General features: G+C 70.8%; 15 protein-coding genes. 7 read left to right on the top strand and 8 right to left on the bottom strand.

What is annotated here, in order from left to right; all coding sequences use genetic code 11:
* Nucleotides 1–93: 93 nt before the first annotated feature.
* The 5 genes from IE248_RS18170 (at nt 94) to IE248_RS18150 (ending at nt 3,471) form a co-directional block, all read left to right on the top strand.
* Nucleotides 94–381 carry a hypothetical protein gene (locus IE248_RS18170; RefSeq protein ID WP_073796198.1) on the top strand — a complete coding sequence of 96 codons (288 nt, stop codon included), beginning with the start codon at nt 94–96 and terminating at the stop codon, nt 379–381.
* A gap of 77 nt (nt 382–458) precedes the next feature.
* A complete protein-coding gene (gene lipB, locus IE248_RS18165; protein ID WP_073796199.1) occupies nt 459–1,256 on the top strand; it encodes a lipoyl(octanoyl) transferase LipB in 798 nt (265 codons plus the stop codon).
* A gap of 121 nt (nt 1,257–1,377) precedes the next feature.
* Complete coding sequence (gene lipA / locus IE248_RS18160) at nt 1,378–2,325, top strand: lipoyl synthase (protein ID WP_008743282.1); 948 nt, start codon at nt 1,378–1,380, stop codon at nt 2,323–2,325.
* A 239-nt stretch (nt 2,326–2,564) separates the two neighbouring features.
* Nucleotides 2,565–2,762 carry an SCO2195 family GlnR-regulated protein gene (locus IE248_RS18155; protein WP_008743281.1) on the top strand — a complete coding sequence of 66 codons (198 nt, stop codon included), beginning with the start codon at nt 2,565–2,567 and terminating at the stop codon, nt 2,760–2,762.
* A gap of 10 nt (nt 2,763–2,772) precedes the next feature.
* Nucleotides 2,773–3,471, top strand: a complete 699-nt coding sequence (locus tag IE248_RS18150; protein ID WP_190031151.1) for a DUF4191 domain-containing protein — start codon at nt 2,773–2,775, stop codon at nt 3,469–3,471.
* A 116-nt stretch (nt 3,472–3,587) separates the two neighbouring features.
* Here IE248_RS18150 and IE248_RS18145 read toward each other — a convergent pair whose 3' ends face one another.
* On the bottom strand, nt 3,588–4,055 hold the full coding sequence (locus IE248_RS18145; RefSeq protein ID WP_100583883.1) for an RDD family protein: 468 nt from the start codon (nt 4,053–4,055) through the stop codon (nt 3,588–3,590).
* Nucleotides 4,056–4,238: 183 nt separating this feature from the next.
* Between IE248_RS18145 and glnA the strand changes: the two genes are divergently transcribed.
* Nucleotides 4,239–5,648, top strand: a complete 1,410-nt coding sequence (gene glnA / locus IE248_RS18140) for a type I glutamate--ammonia ligase (protein WP_008743278.1) — start codon at nt 4,239–4,241, stop codon at nt 5,646–5,648.
* 78 nt (nt 5,649–5,726) lie between these two features.
* Here the strand turns inward: glnA and IE248_RS18135 are convergent, their stop codons facing one another.
* Nucleotides 5,727–6,392, bottom strand: coding sequence for a TetR/AcrR family transcriptional regulator (locus tag IE248_RS18135; RefSeq protein WP_190031215.1), 666 nt, complete (start codon nt 6,390–6,392; stop codon nt 5,727–5,729).
* Between the two features lie 83 nt (nt 6,393–6,475).
* Between IE248_RS18135 and IE248_RS18130 the strand changes: the two genes are divergently transcribed.
* Nucleotides 6,476–7,246 carry an SDR family NAD(P)-dependent oxidoreductase gene (locus tag IE248_RS18130; RefSeq protein WP_100583892.1) on the top strand — a complete coding sequence of 257 codons (771 nt, stop codon included), beginning with the start codon at nt 6,476–6,478 and terminating at the stop codon, nt 7,244–7,246.
* A 12-nt stretch (nt 7,247–7,258) separates the two neighbouring features.
* Here the strand turns inward: IE248_RS18130 and IE248_RS18125 are convergent, their stop codons facing one another.
* The 6 genes from IE248_RS18125 to IE248_RS18100 all read right to left on the bottom strand — a co-directional run bounded on the left by IE248_RS18125 (nt 7,259) and on the right by IE248_RS18100 (nt 18,677).
* Complete coding sequence (locus IE248_RS18125) at nt 7,259–7,777, bottom strand: DUF4240 domain-containing protein (protein WP_037794884.1); 519 nt, start codon at nt 7,775–7,777, stop codon at nt 7,259–7,261.
* A gap of 123 nt (nt 7,778–7,900) precedes the next feature.
* The gene (aceE, locus tag IE248_RS18120; RefSeq protein WP_190031150.1) at nt 7,901–10,585 is read right to left on the bottom strand and encodes a pyruvate dehydrogenase (acetyl-transferring), homodimeric type; all 2,685 of its coding nucleotides are present in this window, start codon (nt 10,583–10,585) and stop codon (nt 7,901–7,903) included.
* Between the two features lie 253 nt (nt 10,586–10,838).
* Complete coding sequence (locus IE248_RS18115) at nt 10,839–11,462, bottom strand: GntR family transcriptional regulator (protein WP_008743273.1); 624 nt, start codon at nt 11,460–11,462, stop codon at nt 10,839–10,841.
* 108 nt (nt 11,463–11,570) lie between these two features.
* Complete coding sequence (locus IE248_RS18110; protein ID WP_190031149.1) at nt 11,571–12,269, bottom strand: CHAT domain-containing protein; 699 nt, start codon at nt 12,267–12,269, stop codon at nt 11,571–11,573.
* On the bottom strand, nt 12,266–17,293 hold the full coding sequence (locus IE248_RS38205; RefSeq protein WP_190031148.1) for a caspase family protein: 5,028 nt from the start codon (nt 17,291–17,293) through the stop codon (nt 12,266–12,268). The genes IE248_RS18110 and IE248_RS38205 overlap by 4 nt, the downstream gene beginning before the upstream one ends.
* Nucleotides 17,286–18,677, bottom strand: a complete 1,392-nt coding sequence (locus IE248_RS18100; protein ID WP_190031147.1) for an esterase/lipase family protein — start codon at nt 18,675–18,677, stop codon at nt 17,286–17,288. Before IE248_RS18100 ends, IE248_RS38205 begins: the two co-directional genes overlap by 8 nt.
* Between the last annotated feature and the right edge of the window lie 6 nt (nt 18,678–18,683).

Below are 18,683 nucleotides of genomic sequence, written 5' to 3'. Positions count from 1 at the left end.
ACCGTCCGCTCTGCCCCACATTCATCCGATCGTGTGCAGAACCGGTAGGGCCCTTTACGGATCGACCCCTTCCGCCCGCGTACGCTGCGGGCCATGACCCGTTGGCCCACCCGGCCGGACCCCCCTCGCGAGTCCACCACCCCGCTGACCGCGCCCGAGCTGACCGAGGCCGAGTGCCGGCGGTGCGGCACGTACATCGCGGGGCTCGACGGGCGGTACGCGTGCGGGGTGTGCGGCTGGGTGAACGACCACGCGGAGGGGCACCGGCGGCTGCCGAGGGCGGACGAGGACCCGGACCGCCCGGCCCGGGGCCGGCGCCGCCCGCGCCGGCCTCAGGGGCCGCCGCCCGGGTCCCCGCCGGAGTCCCCGCCGGGCGCCTGAGGGGGCCCGCGCGGGCCGCCGTACTCTTGGCTGGGTGCGATACGTGCACGCAGCAGGTTCAACGAGGAGGCGCCGCGGTGTCTGAGCTTCGGTTTGTCCATCTGGGCTTCGGGCCGGAATCCGTCGAGTACACCCAGGCCTGGGAGGAGCAGCGGCGCGTCCACGCCGCCCGCTTCGAGGACGCGATCGCCGACACCTGCCTGCTGGTGGAGCACCCGCCCGTGTACACCGCCGGGCGCCGGACCGACCCCAGCGAGCGGCCCCTGGACGGCACGCCCGTCGTGGACGTGGACCGCGGCGGCAAGATCACCTGGCACGGCCCCGGCCAGCTCGTCGGCTACCCGATCATGAAGCTGCCCCGGCCGGTGGACGTGGTCGCCCACGTCCGCCGCCTGGAGGAGGCGCTGATCCGCACCGCCGCCGAGTTCGGCCTGGAGACCACCCGGGTGGAGGGCCGCTCCGGGGTCTGGGTGCTCGGCGACCCCGTGGAGGAGCGCCCGAGGATCGGCGGTCTCTCCCTCGACTTCGACCCGCGCCTGACGGACGAGGAGTTCGACGCGCGCCTGAACGGCCCCGAGTACGCCCCCTCCAACGCCGGCCAGCGCCGCGAGGACCGCAAGCTCGCCGCCATCGGCATCCGCGTGGCCAAGGGCGTCACCATGCACGGCTTCGCGATCAACGTGAACCCGGACAGCACCTGGTTCGACCGGATCATCCCCTGCGGGATCCGCGACGCCGGTGTGACCTCCCTCTCGTACGAACTGGGCCGGGCGATCACCATCGCCGAGGTGCTGCCGGTCGTGGAGAAGCACCTGAAGGACGTACTGGAGCAGGCCGAGCTGCGGCCGCGGGAGATCGAGCCCGCGGCGGGCTGAGCCCCGGGGGAGCGGCCCGGGAATGGGTCCGGCCTCCCCCAGGTTGGCCGACGTAAGAGCGTATGAAATTACGGGCGTACCCTGGTGGGCGCCGAAGAATCGAAGTCACAGGGAGCCGGTCGTGTCCGCAGTCGCACCCGACGGACGCAAGATGCTGCGCCTGGAGGTCCGTAACAGCCAGACCCCCATCGAGCGCAAGCCCGAGTGGATCAAGACCCGGGCGAAGATGGGTCCCGAGTACACGAAGATGCAGGCCCTGGTGAAGGGCGAAGGACTGCACACGGTGTGCCAGGAAGCCGGCTGCCCCAACATCTACGAATGCTGGGAGGACCGCGAGGCCACCTTCCTCATCGGTGGCGACCAGTGCACCCGGCGCTGTGACTTCTGCCAGATCGACACCGGCAAGCCCGAGGCGCTGGACCGGGACGAGCCGCGCCGTGTCGGTGAGTCCGTGGTCACCATGGACCTGAACTACGCCACCATCACGGGCGTCGCGCGCGACGACCTGGCCGACGGCGGCGCCTGGCTGTACGCGGAGACCGTGCGCCAGATCCACGAGCAGACGGCGGGCCGCGAGGCCGGCCACACCAAGGTCGAGCTGCTGGCGCCCGACTTCAACGCGGTCCCGGAGCTGCTGGAGGAGGTCTTCGCCTCCCGCCCCGAGGTCTTCGCGCACAACGTCGAGACGGTGCCGCGGATCTTCAAGCGGATCCGCCCGGGCTTCCGCTACGAGCGCTCGCTCGACGTGATCACCAAGGCGCGCGAGTACGGCCTGATCACCAAGTCGAACCTGATCCTCGGCATGGGCGAGGAGCGGGAAGAGGTCAGCGAGGCGCTGCGCGACCTGCACGAGGCCGGCTGCGAGCTGATCACCATCACCCAGTACCTGCGGCCCTCGCCGCGGCACCACCCCGTGGAGCGCTGGGTCAAGCCGGCCGAGTTCGTCGAGCTGGCGAAGGAGGCCGAGGAGATCGGCTACTCCGGTGTGATGTCGGGCCCGCTGGTCCGCTCCTCGTACCGTGCCGGCCGCCTCTACACCCAGGCGATGGAGAAGCGCGCGACCGTCTGACGGGTGTGTGACGCGCACTACGCGGTGAACTCTGTGAAGTCACGCACAAAGTCTTACTAACGAGTAACACCGTATCGACGCGGCCCCTAGGCTCTTTCAGTGAAGAGAGCCCGGCGGGCCGCGTCAATATTTCATCACGTTTGACCGGCTGGTCATGCCCTGGTAACACCAGTCAGTGACGCTGGGTCCACGCACCGCACACACCCGGCCGATGCGAATACCGAGAGAGGGATCGACTTATGCAGGCCGCGCCCGTTCGCGCCATCGCCATCCCGTCCTTCACCGACGCCTTCCGCGGTATCGAGTCCCTGCTCATGAGCGGTGCCCGGCGCAACGCCTGGACCGCGGTGCTCGAAGACCGCCGCAGGGCCCAGGACCGGGTCGAAACCGAACACGTACTGGAGGCCGCGGCCACCCGTACCCCGCAGGCCACGTAAACTTCGCCTTATGGCGAGGAAGTCAAACGCAGAGACTGCTGCGAACACAGGGCGACTGAAGCAGATCGCCCTCACGTACAAGATGACGCGCAAGGCCGACCCGAAGGTCGGTCTGATCGTCGCGGGCGTGGGAATCGTCACCTTCGGTGTCTTTCTTGCGATCGGCTTCCTGATCGGCCACCCGGTCTACCTGGGCATCCTGGGCTTCCTGGTGGCTTTCCTCGCGATGGCGATCGTCTTCGGGCGACGGGCCGAGCGGGCTGCCTACGGGCAGATGGAGGGGCAGCCGGGCGCTGCCGCGGCGGTACTGGACAACGTGGGCCGGGGCTGGACGACCACCCCCGCCGTCGCGATGAACCGGAACCAGGACATCGTCCACCGCGCCGTCGGCAAGGCGGGCGTGGTGCTGATCGCGGAGGGCAACCCGAACCGGGTCAAGACCCTGCTCGCGGCCGAGAAGAAGAAGCTGGCCCGGATCATGCCCGACGTTCCCGTCCACGACTTCATCGTGGGTACGGGCGAGGGCGAGGTTCCGCTCAAGAAGGTCCGTACGACGCTGCTGAAGCTGCCGCGCGTACTGTCCGGCCCGCAGATCACGCAGGTCAACGACAAGCTGCGCGCCATGGGTGACCTCATGAGCAACATGCCGCTGCCGAAGGGCCCCATGCCCAAGGGCATGCGGATGCCGCGCGGCGGGAAGATGCGCTGATCAGCCGAACGGCTTAATCCACTTTCCGTTTTTCGTATACGAAGCCTGACCGTACGCACAGGGGCGCCCCCGAAGCCTTCGCTTCGGGGGCGCCCCTGTTCGTCGTCCGCCAGACCTCAGATCCGCACCTGCACGGCGCGGGCCAGCCGGTCGTGCAGGCCGCGGCCGTCGCGGTCCCAGATCAGCGCCGGCACGACCAGCGCCAGCAGCAGGGTGCGGACCACCACGCGGAAGAAACCGAGCCGGCCGCCGTCCTCCGCGACCACCCGCAGGCCCACGATGCGCTTGCCGGGCGTGGAGCCCACGGTGCCCACCGTCAGGATGCTCAGGGCCACGAAGAGCAGCAGGGTCCAGTTGGCGGCCGCCTTCAGGTCCCCGCCCGTGATCAGCCCGTATGCGATCAGCTGGCAGCCGATCCAGTCGAGGGCCACGCCGCCGAGGCGGCGCCCGAAGCGGGCCGCGGAGCCGGGGCCCTGCTGGGGCAGACCCAGCCGCTGGCCCGGGTATCCGAAGTCCGCGCCCATCTCCTCGGCGGTCGCACGAGGGCCGGAGAGCCAGGATCCGATTGCTTGCCTGTTGTCCACCCGAACACGGTACCGGTGCTGCCTCCGGCGGCTTCGGCGGGACCCTGGTTAACTTGGGCGAAACAAATGGGTCATGCTTGAGAAATCCCGCTTGCTTATGGTCGGGTCAGCGTGCGGCACCGCACTGACGCACCACGAGCTATAAAGCCCGCCCTGCCCCGGGCCGGGAGTAGGAGGAGTTGGATGTTCCAGAACGCCGACGAAGTGAAGCAGTACATCGAGGAGAACGACGTCAAGTTCGTTGACGTCCGTTTCTGCGACCTGCCTGGTGTGATGCAGCACTTCACCATCCCGGCGCGGGCGTTCGACCCGGCGGAGGAGCTCGCCTTCGACGGCTCCTCGATCCGCGGCTTCCAGGCGATCCACGAGTCCGACATGGCGCTGCGCGCCGACATCACCACCGCGCGCCTGGACCCGTTCCGCAAGGACAAGACGCTCAACGTCAACTTCTTCATCCACGACCCGATCACGGGCGAGGCCTACAGCCGCGACCCGCGCAACATCGCGAAGAAGGCCGAGGCGTACCTGGCCTCCACCGGCATCGCCGACACCGCGTACTTCGGCCCCGAGGCCGAGTTCTACGTCTTCGACAGCGTGCGCTTCGCGACCTCCGCGAACGAGGGCTTCTACCACATCGACTCCGAGGCCGGCGCCTGGAACACCGGTTCCGAGGAGAACAACCGTGGTTACAAGGTCCGCTACAAGGGTGGTTACTTCCCCGTAGCCCCGGTCGACCACTTCGCCGACCTGCGCGCCGAGATCTCCCTCGAACTGGACGCCCAGGGCCTCCAGGTCGAGCGCCAGCACCACGAGGTCGGCACCGGTGGCCAGGCCGAGATCAACTACAAGTTCAACACGCTGCTGGCCGCGGCCGACGACCTGATGCTCTTCAAGTACATCGTGAAGAACGTCGCCTGGCGCAACGGCAAGACCGCGACCTTCATGCCGAAGCCGATCTTCGGCGACAACGGCTCGGGCATGCACGTGCACCAGTCGCTGTGGGCGAACGGCGACCCGCTGTTCTACGACGAGGCCGGCTACGCGGGCCTGTCGGACACCGCCCGCTACTACATCGGCGGCATCCTCAAGCACGCCCCGTCGCTGCTGGCCTTCACCAACCCGACGGTGAACTCGTACCACCGCCTGGTGCCGGGCTTCGAGGCGCCGGTCAACATGGTGTACTCGCAGCGCAACCGCTCCGCCGCCATGCGCATCCCGATCACGGGCTCGAACCCGAAGGCCAAGCGCGTCGAGTTCCGCGCCCCGGACCCGTCCTCGAACCCGTACCTGGCGTTCGCGGCCCTCCTGCTGGCCGGCCTCGACGGCGTCAAGAACAAGATCGAGCCGATGGAGCCGATCGACAAGGACCTCTACGAGCTCTCCCCCGACGAGCACGCGAGCGTCCCGCAGGTCCCGACCAGCCTGGAGGACGTCCTCAAGGCGCTGGAGGCCGACCACGAGTACCTCCTCGCCGGCGGTGTCTTCACCCCGGACCTGATCGAGACCTGGATCGACTACAAGCGCACGCACGAGATCGCCCCGATCGCCCTGCGCCCGCACCCGCACGAGTTCGAGATGTACTTCGACATCTAAGCCGTAGCGGCCCGCTGGTCTGCCGAAGCCCCGCCCCTCTCACTGGAGAGGGGCGGGGCTTCGTCGTTGCGGTCCGCCTCAGGCGGAGGGGTGCAGGAGCGTCATGCCGCGGGTGAGTTCGCGCAGGCAGTGGACCGCCAGTTCGGGCGGGGAGCCCGGGCCCGAGACCGGGGCTTCGGTGGTGGACCAGAGTTCCAGGGCGATGCGGATCGCGTCCGTCGCCGCCGCCGCGAGGAGGCGGATCGCCATCGGTTCGGCGTCCTCGCCCGCCAGCCGGGCGATGACCGGGACCAGGCGCTCCTCGGAGTCCTGGTTCACCCGGTACCAGACCCCGCGCAGCGCCTCGTCCGAGGCGGCCGCGCGGAGCAGGCCGCGGGTGACCTCCAGGCCCTCTTCGATCGCCTGGAGGTCGCTGAGCGAGCGGGTGACGGCGCGTTCCAGTGCCTCGGCGAGCGGGGTGCCGGGGTCTTCCTCCGCGAGCAGTGCGCGCCAGGCGTCGCCGCCGCCCGCCAGCAGCGGGGCCACGGCCTCCTGCTTGTTGCGGAAGTAGCGGTAGAAGGTGCGCAGTGCCACGCCGGCGCGGTGGGCGATGTCCTCGGCGGTGGTGCCGTCGGGACCGTGTTCGGCGAAGAGTTCGCAGGCCGCGCGGGCGATGTCGAGCTGGGTGGCGGCCTTGCGGCGCTCGGTCAGGGAGGGGGCTCCGGGGCCGGGCTGGGGAGAGTACGGACGAGGGGATCTCACCAGTGAAGGGTACCGCTCGTGAGCATGCGGGATTGCACGCTTTGACACTCTGGCAAAACGTGTCACTCGCTCGGTACGCTCGCCCCATGAACCGTTACGAAGGACGACGCGTCCTCATCACCGGCGGTGGCTCCGGCATCGGCCGGGCCACCGTCCACCGCATCCTCTCCGAGGGCGGCCGCGTCCACACCGTGGACGTCAGCGAAGCGGGCCTGAAGGCCACCGCGGACCGCGCGCTCGCCGACGGGCACGGCGAGCGGCTGACCACCGCCGTGCTCGACATATCCGACGAGGCCGCCGTACGGACCGGCGTCGCCGCCGCCGTCGAGGCCCTCGGCGGGATCGACGTACTGGTCAACGCGGCCGGCATCCTGCGCTCCGCGCACACCCACCAGACCACCCTCGACCTGTGGAACCAGGTCATCTCGGTCAACCTGACCGGCACCTTCCTGGTCATCCGCGAGGCGCTCCCGGCGCTGCTGGAGGGCGACCAGCCGGTCGTCGTGAACTTCAGCTCCACCTCGGCCTCGTTCGCCCACCCCTACATGTCCGCCTACGCGGCCAGCAAGGGCGGCATCCAGTCCATGACCCACGCCCTGGCCGCCGAGTACAGCAAGCAGGGTCTGCGCTTCGTCGCCGTCGCCCCCGGCTCCATCGAGTCCGGGATGACCACCGGCAACGGCCCCGGCCTGCCCGAGGACACCGACTGGAGCCTGTTCACCAAGCTCGCCCCCGCCCTCGGCCAGGGCTTCGCCGGCCCGCAGACCGTCGCCGGCGTCGTCGCGATGCTGGGCTCCGAGGACGGCGCCTTCATCACCGGTACGGAGATCCGCATCGACGGCGGCACGCACTGCTAGGCGGCGTCGCGCTCAGCCCCTGAAGCGGTCCCACAGCCGGGGGAAGCGCTCCGCGAGCACGGCTTCGTTCTCGAAGTCCAGCGGGGCGCCCTCCGGCTCCGCCGGCGCCATCGGAATCCCCAGATCCGGTGCCACGGCGCCCGTCAGCTGCTCGTACGCCTCGTCCGCCGCGTACCCCAGCTCCTCGCCGTCCCCGTCGATCTCCTCGTCGAACTCGCCCAGCAGCTCGGCCAGCTGGTCCGGGTCGTGCACCCCGCCCTCGAAGACCTCCCGCCCCTGGCCGATCAGCCAGCACCGGAAGTAGTCGAACGCGTCGTCGCTCGCCCCGTCGAGCAGCACCCACGCCGCACCCCACAGGTCCCAGCTGTACGCCCGGTTGTACCGGGACTCGAAGTGCCGGGCGAAGTCCAGTACGGAGTCCGGGTCGAGCTGCGCCAGCCGCTCCACGAGCAGCTCGGCGTGCTCCTCGGGGTCGCCCTCGGCGGCCTCGCGGGTACGGTCGACGATCTCCCAGAACTCCGTCTCGTCCATCACCGCTCCAGCATCACGGCTCCACCCCCGCGCCGCCACCGCGCATACGGCGAAAGGCCGGTGTCCGACCCCCTTGGCGGGGTGGACACCGGCCTTCGCCGTGCTGCGCGCGGGCGCGGGGCCTTACAGGCCGTAGCGCTCCCGGGCCTCCTTGACGGAGGACGCCGGTACTTCGCCGCGGCGGGCGAGCTGCGCCAGCGCGGCCACCACGATCGACTGGGCGTCGACACCGAAGTGGCGGCGGGCGCCGTCGCGGGTGTCGGACAGGCCGAAGCCGTCCGTGCCCAGCGAGGTGTAGTCCTGCTCGACCCACTGGCTGATCTGGTCCGGGACCTGACGCATCCAGTCGGAGACGGCGAGCACCGGGCCGGCGACGCCCTCCAGCGCGCGGGTGACGTACGGGGTGCGCAGCTCGCCGCGCAGCAGCGCCTCGTCGCACTCCAGCGCGTCGCGCCGCAGCTCGCCCCAGGAGGTGGCGGACCAGACGTCGGCGGCCACGTTCCAGTCGGCGGCCAGGAGCTTCTGGGCCTCCAGGATCCAGTGGATCGCGGTGCCCGAGGCCATCAGCTGGATCTTCGGGGCGTCGGCGGCCGGGGCCGCCTCCGCCAGGTCGGCCGCCGTGTTGAAGCGGTACAGACCCTTGAGGATGCCTTCCTCGACGCCCTCGGGCATCGCGGGCTGCACCTTCGGCTCGTTGTAGACCGTCATGTAGTAGAAGACGTCTTCGGGCTTCTCGCCGTACATCCGGCGCAGACCGTCCTTGACGATCACCGCGATCTCGTACGCGAAGGCCGGGTCGTAGTTGAGCGACGCCGGGTTCGTGGACGCGATCAGGTGCGAGTGGCCGTCCGCGTGCTGGAGGCCCTCACCGGTCAGCGTGGTGCGGCCGGCGGTCGCGCCGACGATGAAGCCCTTGCCGAGCTGGTCGGCGAGCTGCCACATCTGGTCGGCGGTGCGCTGCCAGCCGAACATCGAGTAGAAGATGTAGAACGGGATCATCGGCTCGCCGTGCGTCGCGTACGACGTACAGGCGGCGATGAAGTCGGCCATGGCGCCGGCCTCGGTGATCCCCTCGTTGAGGATCTGGCCGTCCTTGGCTTCCTTGTAGTACATGAGCTGGTCGCGGTCGACCGGCTCGTACGTCTGGCCCAGCGGCGAGTAGATGCCGGCCGACGGGAAGAGCGACTCCATGCCGAAGGTGCGGGCCTCGTCGGGGACGATCGGCACCCAGCGCTTGCCGGTCTCCTTGTCCCGCATCAGGTCCTTGACGAGCCGGACGAAGGCCATCGTGGTGGCCATCTCCTGCTTGCCGGAGCCCTTGAGCAGCGGGGCGAAGGAGCGGTCCGCCGGAGCCGGCAGCGCCACGTGCTTGACCTTGCGGGCCGGGGCCGGGCCGCCGAGCGCCGCGCGGCGCTCGTTCAGGTACTGGACCTCGGGGCTGTTCGCGCCCGGGTGGCCGTAGGGGACGACGCCGTCGGCGAAGGCGCTGTCCGGGATCGGGAGGCCAAGGAGGTCACGCATGTCCTTGAACTCGTCGATCGTCAGCTTCTTCATCTGGTGGTTCGCGTTCTTCGACTCGAACCCGGAACCCAGCGTGTAGCCCTTGACGGTCTGCGCGAGGATGACCGTCGGCGCGCCCTTGTGCTCCAGGGCGGCCTTGTACGCGGCGTAGACCTTGCGGGGCTCGTGGCCGCCGCGGGAGCTGTGGAAGCACTCGGCGATCTTCGCGTCGGACAGCAGGCCCGCCAGCCGCACGAGCTCGGCGTTGGCGCCGAAGAAGTGCTGGCGGATGTAGGCCGCGTCGCGGGTCGCGTACGTCTGGAACTGCGCGTCGGGCACCTCGCGCAGGCGGCGCACCAGGGCGCCCGTGGTGTCGAGCTGGAACAGCTCGTCCCAGGCGGAGCCCCACAGCGACTTGATGACGTTCCAGCCGGCGCCGCGGAACTGGGCCTCCAGCTCCTGGACCACGCGGAAGTTGGCGCGGACCGGACCGTCGAGGCGCTGCAGGTTGCAGTTGATGACGAAGGTCAGGTTGTCGAGCTGCTCGCGGGAGGCGAGGGCCAGGGCGGCGGTCGACTCGGGCTCGTCCATCTCGCCGTCGCCCAGGAAGGCCCAGACGTGCGAGTTCGCGGTGTCCTTGATGCTGCGGTTCTGCAGGTAGCGGTTGAAGCGCGCCTGGTAGATCGCGGACAGCGGGCCGAGGCCCATGGACACCGTCGGGAACTCCCACAGCCACGGCAGGCGCCGCGGGTGCGGGTAGGACGGCAGGCCGTTGCCGCCGGACTCCTGGCGGAAGTTGTCGAGCTGCTGCTCGAAGATGCGCCCGTCGAGGAAGGCGCGGGCGTAGATGCCGGGGGAGGCGTGGCCCTGGATGTAGAGCTGGTCGCCCGATCCGTCGGCCTCCTTCCCGCGGAAGAAGTGCTGGAAGCCGGTCTCGTAGAGCCAGGCGGCGGAGGCGAAGGTGGCGATGTGGCCGCCGACGCCGTACTTGGAGCCGCGGGTCACCATGGCGGCCGCGTTCCAGCGGTTCCAGGCGGTGATCTTGGCTTCCATCTCCATGTCGCCCGGGAACTCGGGCTCGGCGGAGGTGGGGATGGTGTTGACGTAGTCCGTCTCCAGCAGCTTGGGCAGGGCGAGGCCGGCGGCCTCGGCGTGCTGGAGCGTGCGGCGGAGCAGGTATTCGGCGCGGCGCGTACCGGCGGCCTTGGCGACGGCGTCGAGGGAGGCCGCCCATTCGGCGGTCTCCTCCGTGTCGCGGTCCGGGAGCTGGTCGAGCTCGCTCGGAAGCTTTCCTACGGGGTCGGACATCGGTGTGCGCCGCCTTCCGGTCAAAGGAGAGGTGGTGAAAAAATCCCTGACGGGCAGGACAGGGTCGGTGGGCCCGGTTGGGGCCCGCCGATGACTGTAAATCGCTGATCGATGATCGATCAAACGAATGTGACGAATAAACGTCCATATGACGAAAGTCGGCACCGCGTGCCATGAAAAAAGGCACCCGGTGCCGGGCAAATCAGGTCAGGACGGGCGGTCTGTCGTGCGCCCTCAAGGGGCTACGGCAGGCTCAGGCGCGGGGCGCGCACCCCAGCACATGCCGCTTCACGAGCAGCCCGATCTCCGGATCCTGGCCGCGGAACGCCTCGACGAGGGCCGCGTGCTCCTCCGCGTACGACTTCTGCACCGTCCCGAGCCAGCGGATCGACAGCGCGGTGAAGACCTCGATGCCCAGGCTCTCCCAGGTGTGCAGCAGCACGCTGTTCCCGGCCGCCCGCACCAGCTCCCGGTGGAACCCGACGGTGTGGCGCACCTGCGCCGTCCCGTCCTCCGTCCGGTCGGCCTCCCACAGCGCCGCCACGTGCGGCTCCAGCGCCGAACAGTCGGCCGCCAGCCGCGGCGCCGCCAGCTCGGCCGCGATCTGCTCCAGACCGGCCCGGACCGGGTAGATCTCCTCCAGATCGGCCGCCGACAGGTTCCGTACGCGCACGCCCTTGTTCGGCGCCGACTCGATCAGCCGCAGCGTCTCCAGCTCCCGCAGCGCCTCGCGCACGGGCGTCTGGCTGACCTCCAGCTCCACGGCGATCCGCCGCTCGACGATGCGCTCGCCCGGCTTCCAGCGGCCGCTGACGATCCCCTCCACGATGTGCTCGCGGATCTGCTCGCGCAGCGAGTGCACGACGGGTGGGGTGATCATCGGCGGTTCATCTCCTGGAGGCGCGCAGGGGGGTGATGCGTAGACAATACGGCGCGGTAGGCCACAGAGAAGTGTTCCCGACGGGCACTGCCGGGGTGAGGCTGGTTACAGGCGCCGCTTTCTGGCGAACTGCAACCAGCCGGGCGCCCCACCACGTGGTTTGACCGGGGTCCGGGCCGGCGGAACGCGAAACTCCGGGCCGATCAGGTACACCGCTTCGGGGATGGTGCCCGGGGAGCCGCGCAGGCTGGGGAGGTAGTCGGGGTCGGCCCCGGAAGCGTCCGCCGTGGCCCGGGCGATGGCGTGCGACTGGCCGACGGACCGCCCGTGCGCGAGCGAGCTGTAGAGCGTGCGGGAGTACGTACGGCAGTCCTGGTCGCCGATGGGCCCGGCGGTCCCGATGACACAGGGGACGGCCACCGCCAGCAGCTCCGCCAGCTCCGAGGTCCAGCAGGCCCCCAGCACCACCAGGCGCAGCCCCTCGGCGACGAACTGGCCCAGCAGGTCGCTCAGCCCCCGGTCCCGCACCGGGGCGTCCGCCCCGTCACCGGTCAGGAACCGCAGGCCGCCGCCGTCGGGGGTGCCGCGCGCCGAGAAGTGCAGCACGGCGGGCACCTCCTTGATGAGCCGGTCGCTCAAGTCGGCCAGCCGCGCCGCCGGAAGACAGTCCAGGGCGACGGCGTGCCGGTACTGGGAGCCCTCGACGCTCCGCTGGATCTCCCGGTACTCGGCGCCGGCGTCGGGCGACCCGGCCACGCGCGGCGAGGCCGCCTGGACGACGAGGATCCGGGAGGGTTCGGTCACGCGGCGGCGCTCGCCGCCAGGATGCTCCTGATGAGCGCGCTCAGGGCCGGAGCCTGTTGGGGCTGACGCCCGATGAGGTCGGCGACCTCGGAGATCACCCGGTCCCGGTCGGCGGGCTCGGCGGGCGGCCAGACGGTGTCCGTGGCGGGCGGTGCGCCGGTGAGCGCTGCGGCGAGGGCGAGGTGGGCGGCGGCCGTGAACTGCTCTTGGTAGACGAAGAGCTCCAGGAGGGCGAGGGCCTGGAGCAGGTCGGGCTGGGGCTCGGGGGAGGCCAGAAGCTGCTGGAGGCGGGTGTGCAGGGTGGATCGGTCGTCGGCGTACCCGTAGGCAGCGGGGATGCCGTCGGCGCGCGCCAGCGCGATCAGCGCGAAGTGCAGCGCGGTGTCAGCCGTTTCGAGCCCGGCCCCGAGCAGTTCGAGGGCTTGGTCATGCAGGAGCACCGCCTCGTGGTCCGTGAGGTAGGTCAGCGATTCCTGCCAAGTGGGGAGGCCGACCCAGGCGTGGAGGACTTCGCCGGTGAGGTACGGGCGGAACGCGTCGTCGGGGCCCTCGGCCGCTGCCGTGCGGACGATCTGGAGATGCTCTGCGGCGGCGGCCGTGACCAGGGCGATTTCCTCCAAGGCCAAAGCGGTGTCGGCGGACCGGAGGTCGTGGGAGTGCGCGTCCCAGAACGCGCGGGAGGCGGTCCAGGTGGGGCAATTGATCCACTCGACGGCGAGGTCGAGCGCGGTCTCGGGGAGCGCCAGCCAGGCCGGGGGAGCGATGCCGGTCTCCTCTCTCCAGAGCGCGACGACCTGGTTGGGGCCCTCTTGTGCCGCGTGGGCCCGGAGCACCTGCCGGGCCCGGAACGCGACGACATCGGCTGTCTCGGAGGGCTGGGGCTGGGACGCCCGCGCAAGGGGGATCAGGGCCCGGATCCCCACGTCGGTGCCCACGTGGGTGAGCTGGAATGTCGCGCGCTGTACGGCGATGTACCCGGCGGCCTGAGTGTGATCGGAGAGCGATCGCTCCGTGTCGGAGTAGGCGTCGAGGGTCTGACGGGCCGGGGCCATGTGGGCGAGGGCGTTGAGCGAGCTGACGAGGTTGGGGAGGTGGGCGGCGGGGTTGGTCTTGGCGAGGTCTCGGCGGATGGTGACGGCTTCGGTGATGGTGGTGAGTGCGCCGGGTCGGTCGCCGGTCTCGGACTGGCAGGCGGAGAGGTTGTGGAGGGAGTCGGCGAGGTCGGGGAGGTGGGCGGCGGGGTTGGTCTTGGCGAGGTCTCGGCCGATGGCGACGGCTTCGGTGATGGTGCTGAGTGCGCCGGGTCGGTCGCCGGTCTCGGACTGGATGTTGGCGAGGTTGTTGAGGGAGCCGGCGAGGTTGGCCAGGTGGGCGGCGGGGTTGGTCTTGGCGAGGTCTCGGCGGATGGTGACGGCTTCGGTGATGGTGGTGAGTGCGCCCGGTCGGTCGCCAGTGGTGGACTGACAGGTGGCGAGGTTGTGGAGGGAGCCGGCGAGGTCGGGGAGGTAGGCGGCGGGGCTGGTCTGGGCGAGGGTGCGGTAAAGGTCGGTGGCTTCGGTGATGGTGCTGAGTGCGCCCCGTCCGTCGCCGGTCCCGGATTGAAAGGCGGCGAGGTTGTTGAGGGACATTGCCAAGTCGGGGAGGTAGGCGGCGGGGCTGGTCCGGGCGAGGGTGCGGTAGAGGTCGGTGGCTTCGGTGATGGTGGTGAGTGCGCCGGGTCGGTCGCCGTTGTCGGACTGGCAGGTGGCGAGGTTGTTGAGGGAGCCGGCGAGGTTGGGGAGGTAGGCGGCGGGGCTGGTCCGGGCGAGGGTGCGGTAGAGGTCGGTGGCTTCGGTGATGGTGGTGAGTGCGCCGGGTCGGTCGCCGGTCTCGGACTGGCAGGTGGCGAGGTTGTTGAGGGACGTGGCGAGGCTGGGGAGGTGGACGGCGGGGCTGGTCCGGGCGAGGGTGCGGTAGAGGTCGGTGGCTTCGGTGATGGTGGTGAGTGCGCCCGGTCGGTCGCCGACCAGGGACTGGATGTTGGCGAGGTTGTTGAGGGAGCTGGCGAGGTTGGCCAGGTGGGCGGCGGGGTTGGTCTTGGCGAGGTCTCGGCGGATGGTGACCGCTTTGGTGATGGTGGTGAGTGCGCCCCGTCCGTCGCCCGTCTCGAATTGGACGTTGGCGAGGTTGTTGAGGGAGCTGGCGAGGTTAGGGAGGTAGGCGGCGGGGTTGATCCGGGCGAGGGTGCGGTAGAGGTCGGTGGCTTCGGTGATGGTGGTGAGTGCGCCCGGTCGGTCGCCGGTCTCGGACTGGATGGTGCCCAGGTTGTTGAGGGAGCTGGCGAGGTTGGGGAGGTGGGCGGCGGGGTTGATCCGGGCGAGGGTGCGGTAGAGGTCGGTGGCTTCGGTGATGGTGGTGAGTGCGCCGGGTCGGTCGCCGTTGTCGGACTGGCAGGTGGCGAGGTTGTTGAGGGACGTGGCGAGGTTGGGGAGGTAGGCGGCGGGGTTGGTCTTGGCGAGGTTTCGGCGGATGGTGACGGCTTCGGTGATGGTGGTGAGTGCGCCCGGTCGGTCACCAGTGGTGGACTGGCAGGCGGCGAGGTTGTTGAGGGAGCCGGCGAGGTCGGGGAGGTGGGCGGCGGGGTTGGCCTTGGCGAGGTTTCGGCGGATGGTGACGGCTTCGGCGATGGTGGTGAGTGCGGCCTGCCCGTCGCCAGTGGCGGACTGGACGTTGGCTAGGTTGTTGAGGGAGCCGGCGAGCTCGGGGAGATATGCCGCGGGGTTGTTGAGCGCGAGTGCCCGGTAGAGGTCGGCCGCTTCCTGTGCCGGTGCCAGGGCTTCCTCGCGGCGACCGGCATGGGACAGCGAGACCGCCACGTCGCCCAGTACCTCAGCGAGATCGGGACGAAACACCTCCTCCTGGGCGTAGGTGAGCTCACGGACCATTGAGGTTCCCCGTTCTCCGGCCATGACCGCGTGCGCCGCCAATGACGCTCGCAGGTAGGGGTTCGCGTTCTCGCTCACCGTGGCGTCGGAGGTCTGCCCACGCAGGAGATCCACCACTGCCCGTGCCACGTGGTATGCCCCGTCCGAATGCCCCGAGGCGTGCCGAAGGTGGGCGACGAACTCCCGGTGGTACAGCCGGTAGACCGCCTGGGTACCGTCGCTGTCCTCCACCACGTAGCGGCCGTACTCGTTGAGCAGCCAGTCCACGTCCTCCGGGCCGTACTCGATTCCGTCCCCGCTGAGGGCCGAGGCCGCTGCCTCCCAGACGCCCCGGGCTGGCATGCCGTTGCCGCCGCTCCAGGCGAGGGCCGTCAGCAGGTCCTCGGCCGCGCGGGGCAGGACAGCGCCGTCGCGTTCACGGACCGGACCGCTCTCCAGGTCCTCAGTGAAGGCGGCGCTGATCGAGGACGGGATGGCCTCCGCCCAGTCCCAGCCCTCCGCACCGGCGGCGGAGAGCCGCCTGATCACCGAGTCGGTCGCCATCCTGGCGAAGAGGAACCCGCCGCTGTTGGGCGATGCCCGGCGCGCGACGAGCTCTGCGGCGGTCGTGGCGTCCGCCATCGGAAGGGCCCGCGCCAGCAGTCGCCGACGGCAGTACTCCTGGATATCGCGCTCGGTGTCGCTCTCGTCGTCCAGGTCGGCCGCCCGCGCCCGGATACCCAGGATGCGGCTCAACGCCCGGTCCAGGGACTCTCCCGGTTCCTGCTGGGGCCGGAACGGACGGTCCCGGGAGCCCAGCAGGACGCAGGACAGGCGGCTCAGCGGGGCGAGGAGCTGTTCCACGACCGGGTGCGCCTGGTCCGGGGCCGCCTCGTCGAGGCCGTCCAGGACCAGGACGAGGCGGCGGCGGGATTCGGGCCAGCCCTTCTCGACCTCCGCGATCAGGGCCGCGGGGGTCTGGGGGCGGGGGAGTGACAGCCGGCGGGCGATGGCCTCCGCCAGCTGCTGCACCGTGAAGCCCCGCAGGTGCAGGGCGACGTCCACCGAGTCCTCGCCCGGGTCCGGGTCCCGCGGGGTGAGCGGCTGGTGGGCCAGGACGTCCGCCCGGTGCGCCGGGTCGGACAGCGTCGCGATCCGCCCGAGCACCGCGGACTTGCCGCTCCCCGCGCTGCCCGTCACCAGGAACAGCCCCGGCCGGCGGGCCTCCAGCCACTCGGTGATCTCCCCGAGCACCCGGCGGCGCCCGCTGAAGAACCAGCCCTCGTCGTCCGGGGCGGCGCCGCGGGCCGCCTGCACCAGGTGCTCCACCAGCTCCGGCTCCGTCGCGGCCGCCCTGAGCGGATTGGCGAACATCAGCCGGTCCCGGCCGGTCATGGCGTTGAGCGGGCGGTGGTCCACCTCCGCCGGCCACTCGGCCAGCACCGCCTGGATGACCGTGTTCCCGCTGACCTGCCCGTTGCGCCGGCTCCACTCGTGGCGGTACTCGTCCGTCCGGGGCCCTTCGCGCAGCACCCGGGCGAAGGCGTCCAGCAGGACGCCCCCGGCCTCGGCCTTCTCCTGGGGGCGGCAGCTCGCGATCACCCCGAACCACGCCCACCGGCCCGGCGGGAGGTTCCGCTGGGAGAGCCTGTCCAGCGCCTTCTTCAGGGACGGCACCACACCCGCGCCCGCGTGACAGGTGTCGATGAGCAGCAGCACTTGGTCCGCGCCGCTGAGCGACGCCGTCGAAGCGAGCAAGTTGGCCGAATGTACCTCCCCGTCGAACTCCGGATCGACGGTGTCGCGCACGATCAGCCGCAGCTCCCGGTCGTCCAGCACGCCGTGCCCGGACCACAGGACGACGGCGGGGCCGTGGCCGCCCGTCGCCCTCCATTTCCTCGCCCAGTCGCCCAGGGGCTTGTTGACGTCGTTCCATTCGGGGTCCTCGACCACCGTCGTGCCGTAGCCGCGTTCCTCCAGCAGCTCGCACAGCTCCCGCATCTGCTCGGTCGCCCCGGTCAGCTGCCGGAATCTGCCGCTCTGGTAGTTCTCGACGACCACGCCGAGGGCCGTGCCCCGGATCTCCTCGGGCGTCTCCGACTCCGTCCCCGTATCACTCACCGGCCCCTCCCACCACGGTCAGCGCCGTCACGGTCGTCTCCGCCCGCGCGGTCACCCGTACGGCCAGCCGGTACGCGCCCGGCTCCGGGTCCGGGAACGTCGCCGTGTAGCGGCCCTCGCCCTGCGGGATGACCGTGCGGGAGAGCGCCGGGGAGCCGTCGGCCGGGCGGAGCTCCGCCGTGAGGTGGAGGGCGTCGTGGTCGCGGACCTCCGGCGGGATCGTCACCTCGACCTCGTACGGGTCGCCCGGGGCCGGCAGGGACGGTGCCAGGACGCACAGCGGGACGTCCCCGTCCTCCTCGCCCCGGTGGAACGGCCGCTCGTGGCCCAGCAGGCCGCTCAGGGCGTCCCGTACGCCCTTGTTGTTCTGGAGGGAGCCGTGCTGCTCGCAGGGGGTGTGGGCCTCGGGCACCGCGTAGCCCGTCGCGTCGGTGTTCGCCGGGCGGGCGGCGAGGCGGGGGACCGTGCCGTCGCCGCGTTCGTCCGAGTCGCCGATGAGCCACAGCGGGGTCAGCCCGTCGCCGGTGATCTCCGCGGTGGTGAGGGTCGGCTGGCGGATGCCGGTGACGGCGTGCAGCTCGGCCGCCGGGGCGGCGGCGCGCAGGGCCTCGTGGAACTCCGCCGCGTCCGCCAGCAGGGCCTGGTCGACGCCCGGGAGGCCCGGCAGGTCGCGGGCGTACGCGAGGCCGCCCGGGCCCTTCACGCACGCGTAGTCGGGGGCCAGCTGGTGCAGGGAGGGCAGGCTGCGGGCGAAGGCGCTGAGGTCCACGCCGAGCCGGCCCCAGCCCTTGTGGAGGCCGTTGACCAGATGGACGAGGCCGTCCAGGGAGCCGCGGTGCGGGGTGCCCAGGGTGATCACCCGGCGGGCGGTCTCGTGCCCGCCGAGGCGCTCGACGTAGTGGCGGGCGATCAGGCCGCCCATGGAGTGGCAGACGAAGACGACCCGGGCGTCCCGGCGGTCCGGGGCGGAGGCCCGCCAGCGCTCCAGTTCGCGGGTGACGGCTCCTTTCAGCCGCTCCGCGTTGTAGCGGCAGGACAGCCGCCAGTCGTACGGGAAGGGGAGGAGGTTCTCGCCGCGGGCCAGGGTGAAGGACCGCTCCAGCCAGCCCAGCAGTTCCGTGTAGCCGTCGACCGGCCGCCAGATCCCGGGGATGGCGTGCACGTCGCGCATGAGGCCGACGGGCTCCACGCCGTCGCCGGGATGGCCGTCGCCGATGTCCTTCGGCAGCCGCAGCCGGTTCACCGAGCCGCCGAAGGTGCGCAGGCCCCGCCACAGGGCGCCGCCCGACAGGTCCCAGACCGGCTTGCCGTCGGCGTCCGCCAGCCTGCTCCCCATGATCCCCGGCAGTACCACCACAAGATCGTTCACATGCGCCCGTGCCATGTCCGC

The organism is Streptomyces goshikiensis (assembly GCF_014650555.1).
GTDB classification, from domain to species: domain Bacteria; phylum Actinomycetota; class Actinomycetes; order Streptomycetales; family Streptomycetaceae; genus Streptomyces; species Streptomyces goshikiensis.
Note: the sequence above shows the minus strand (reverse complement) of the source record. Positions and strands in the feature narration are given on the sequence as shown.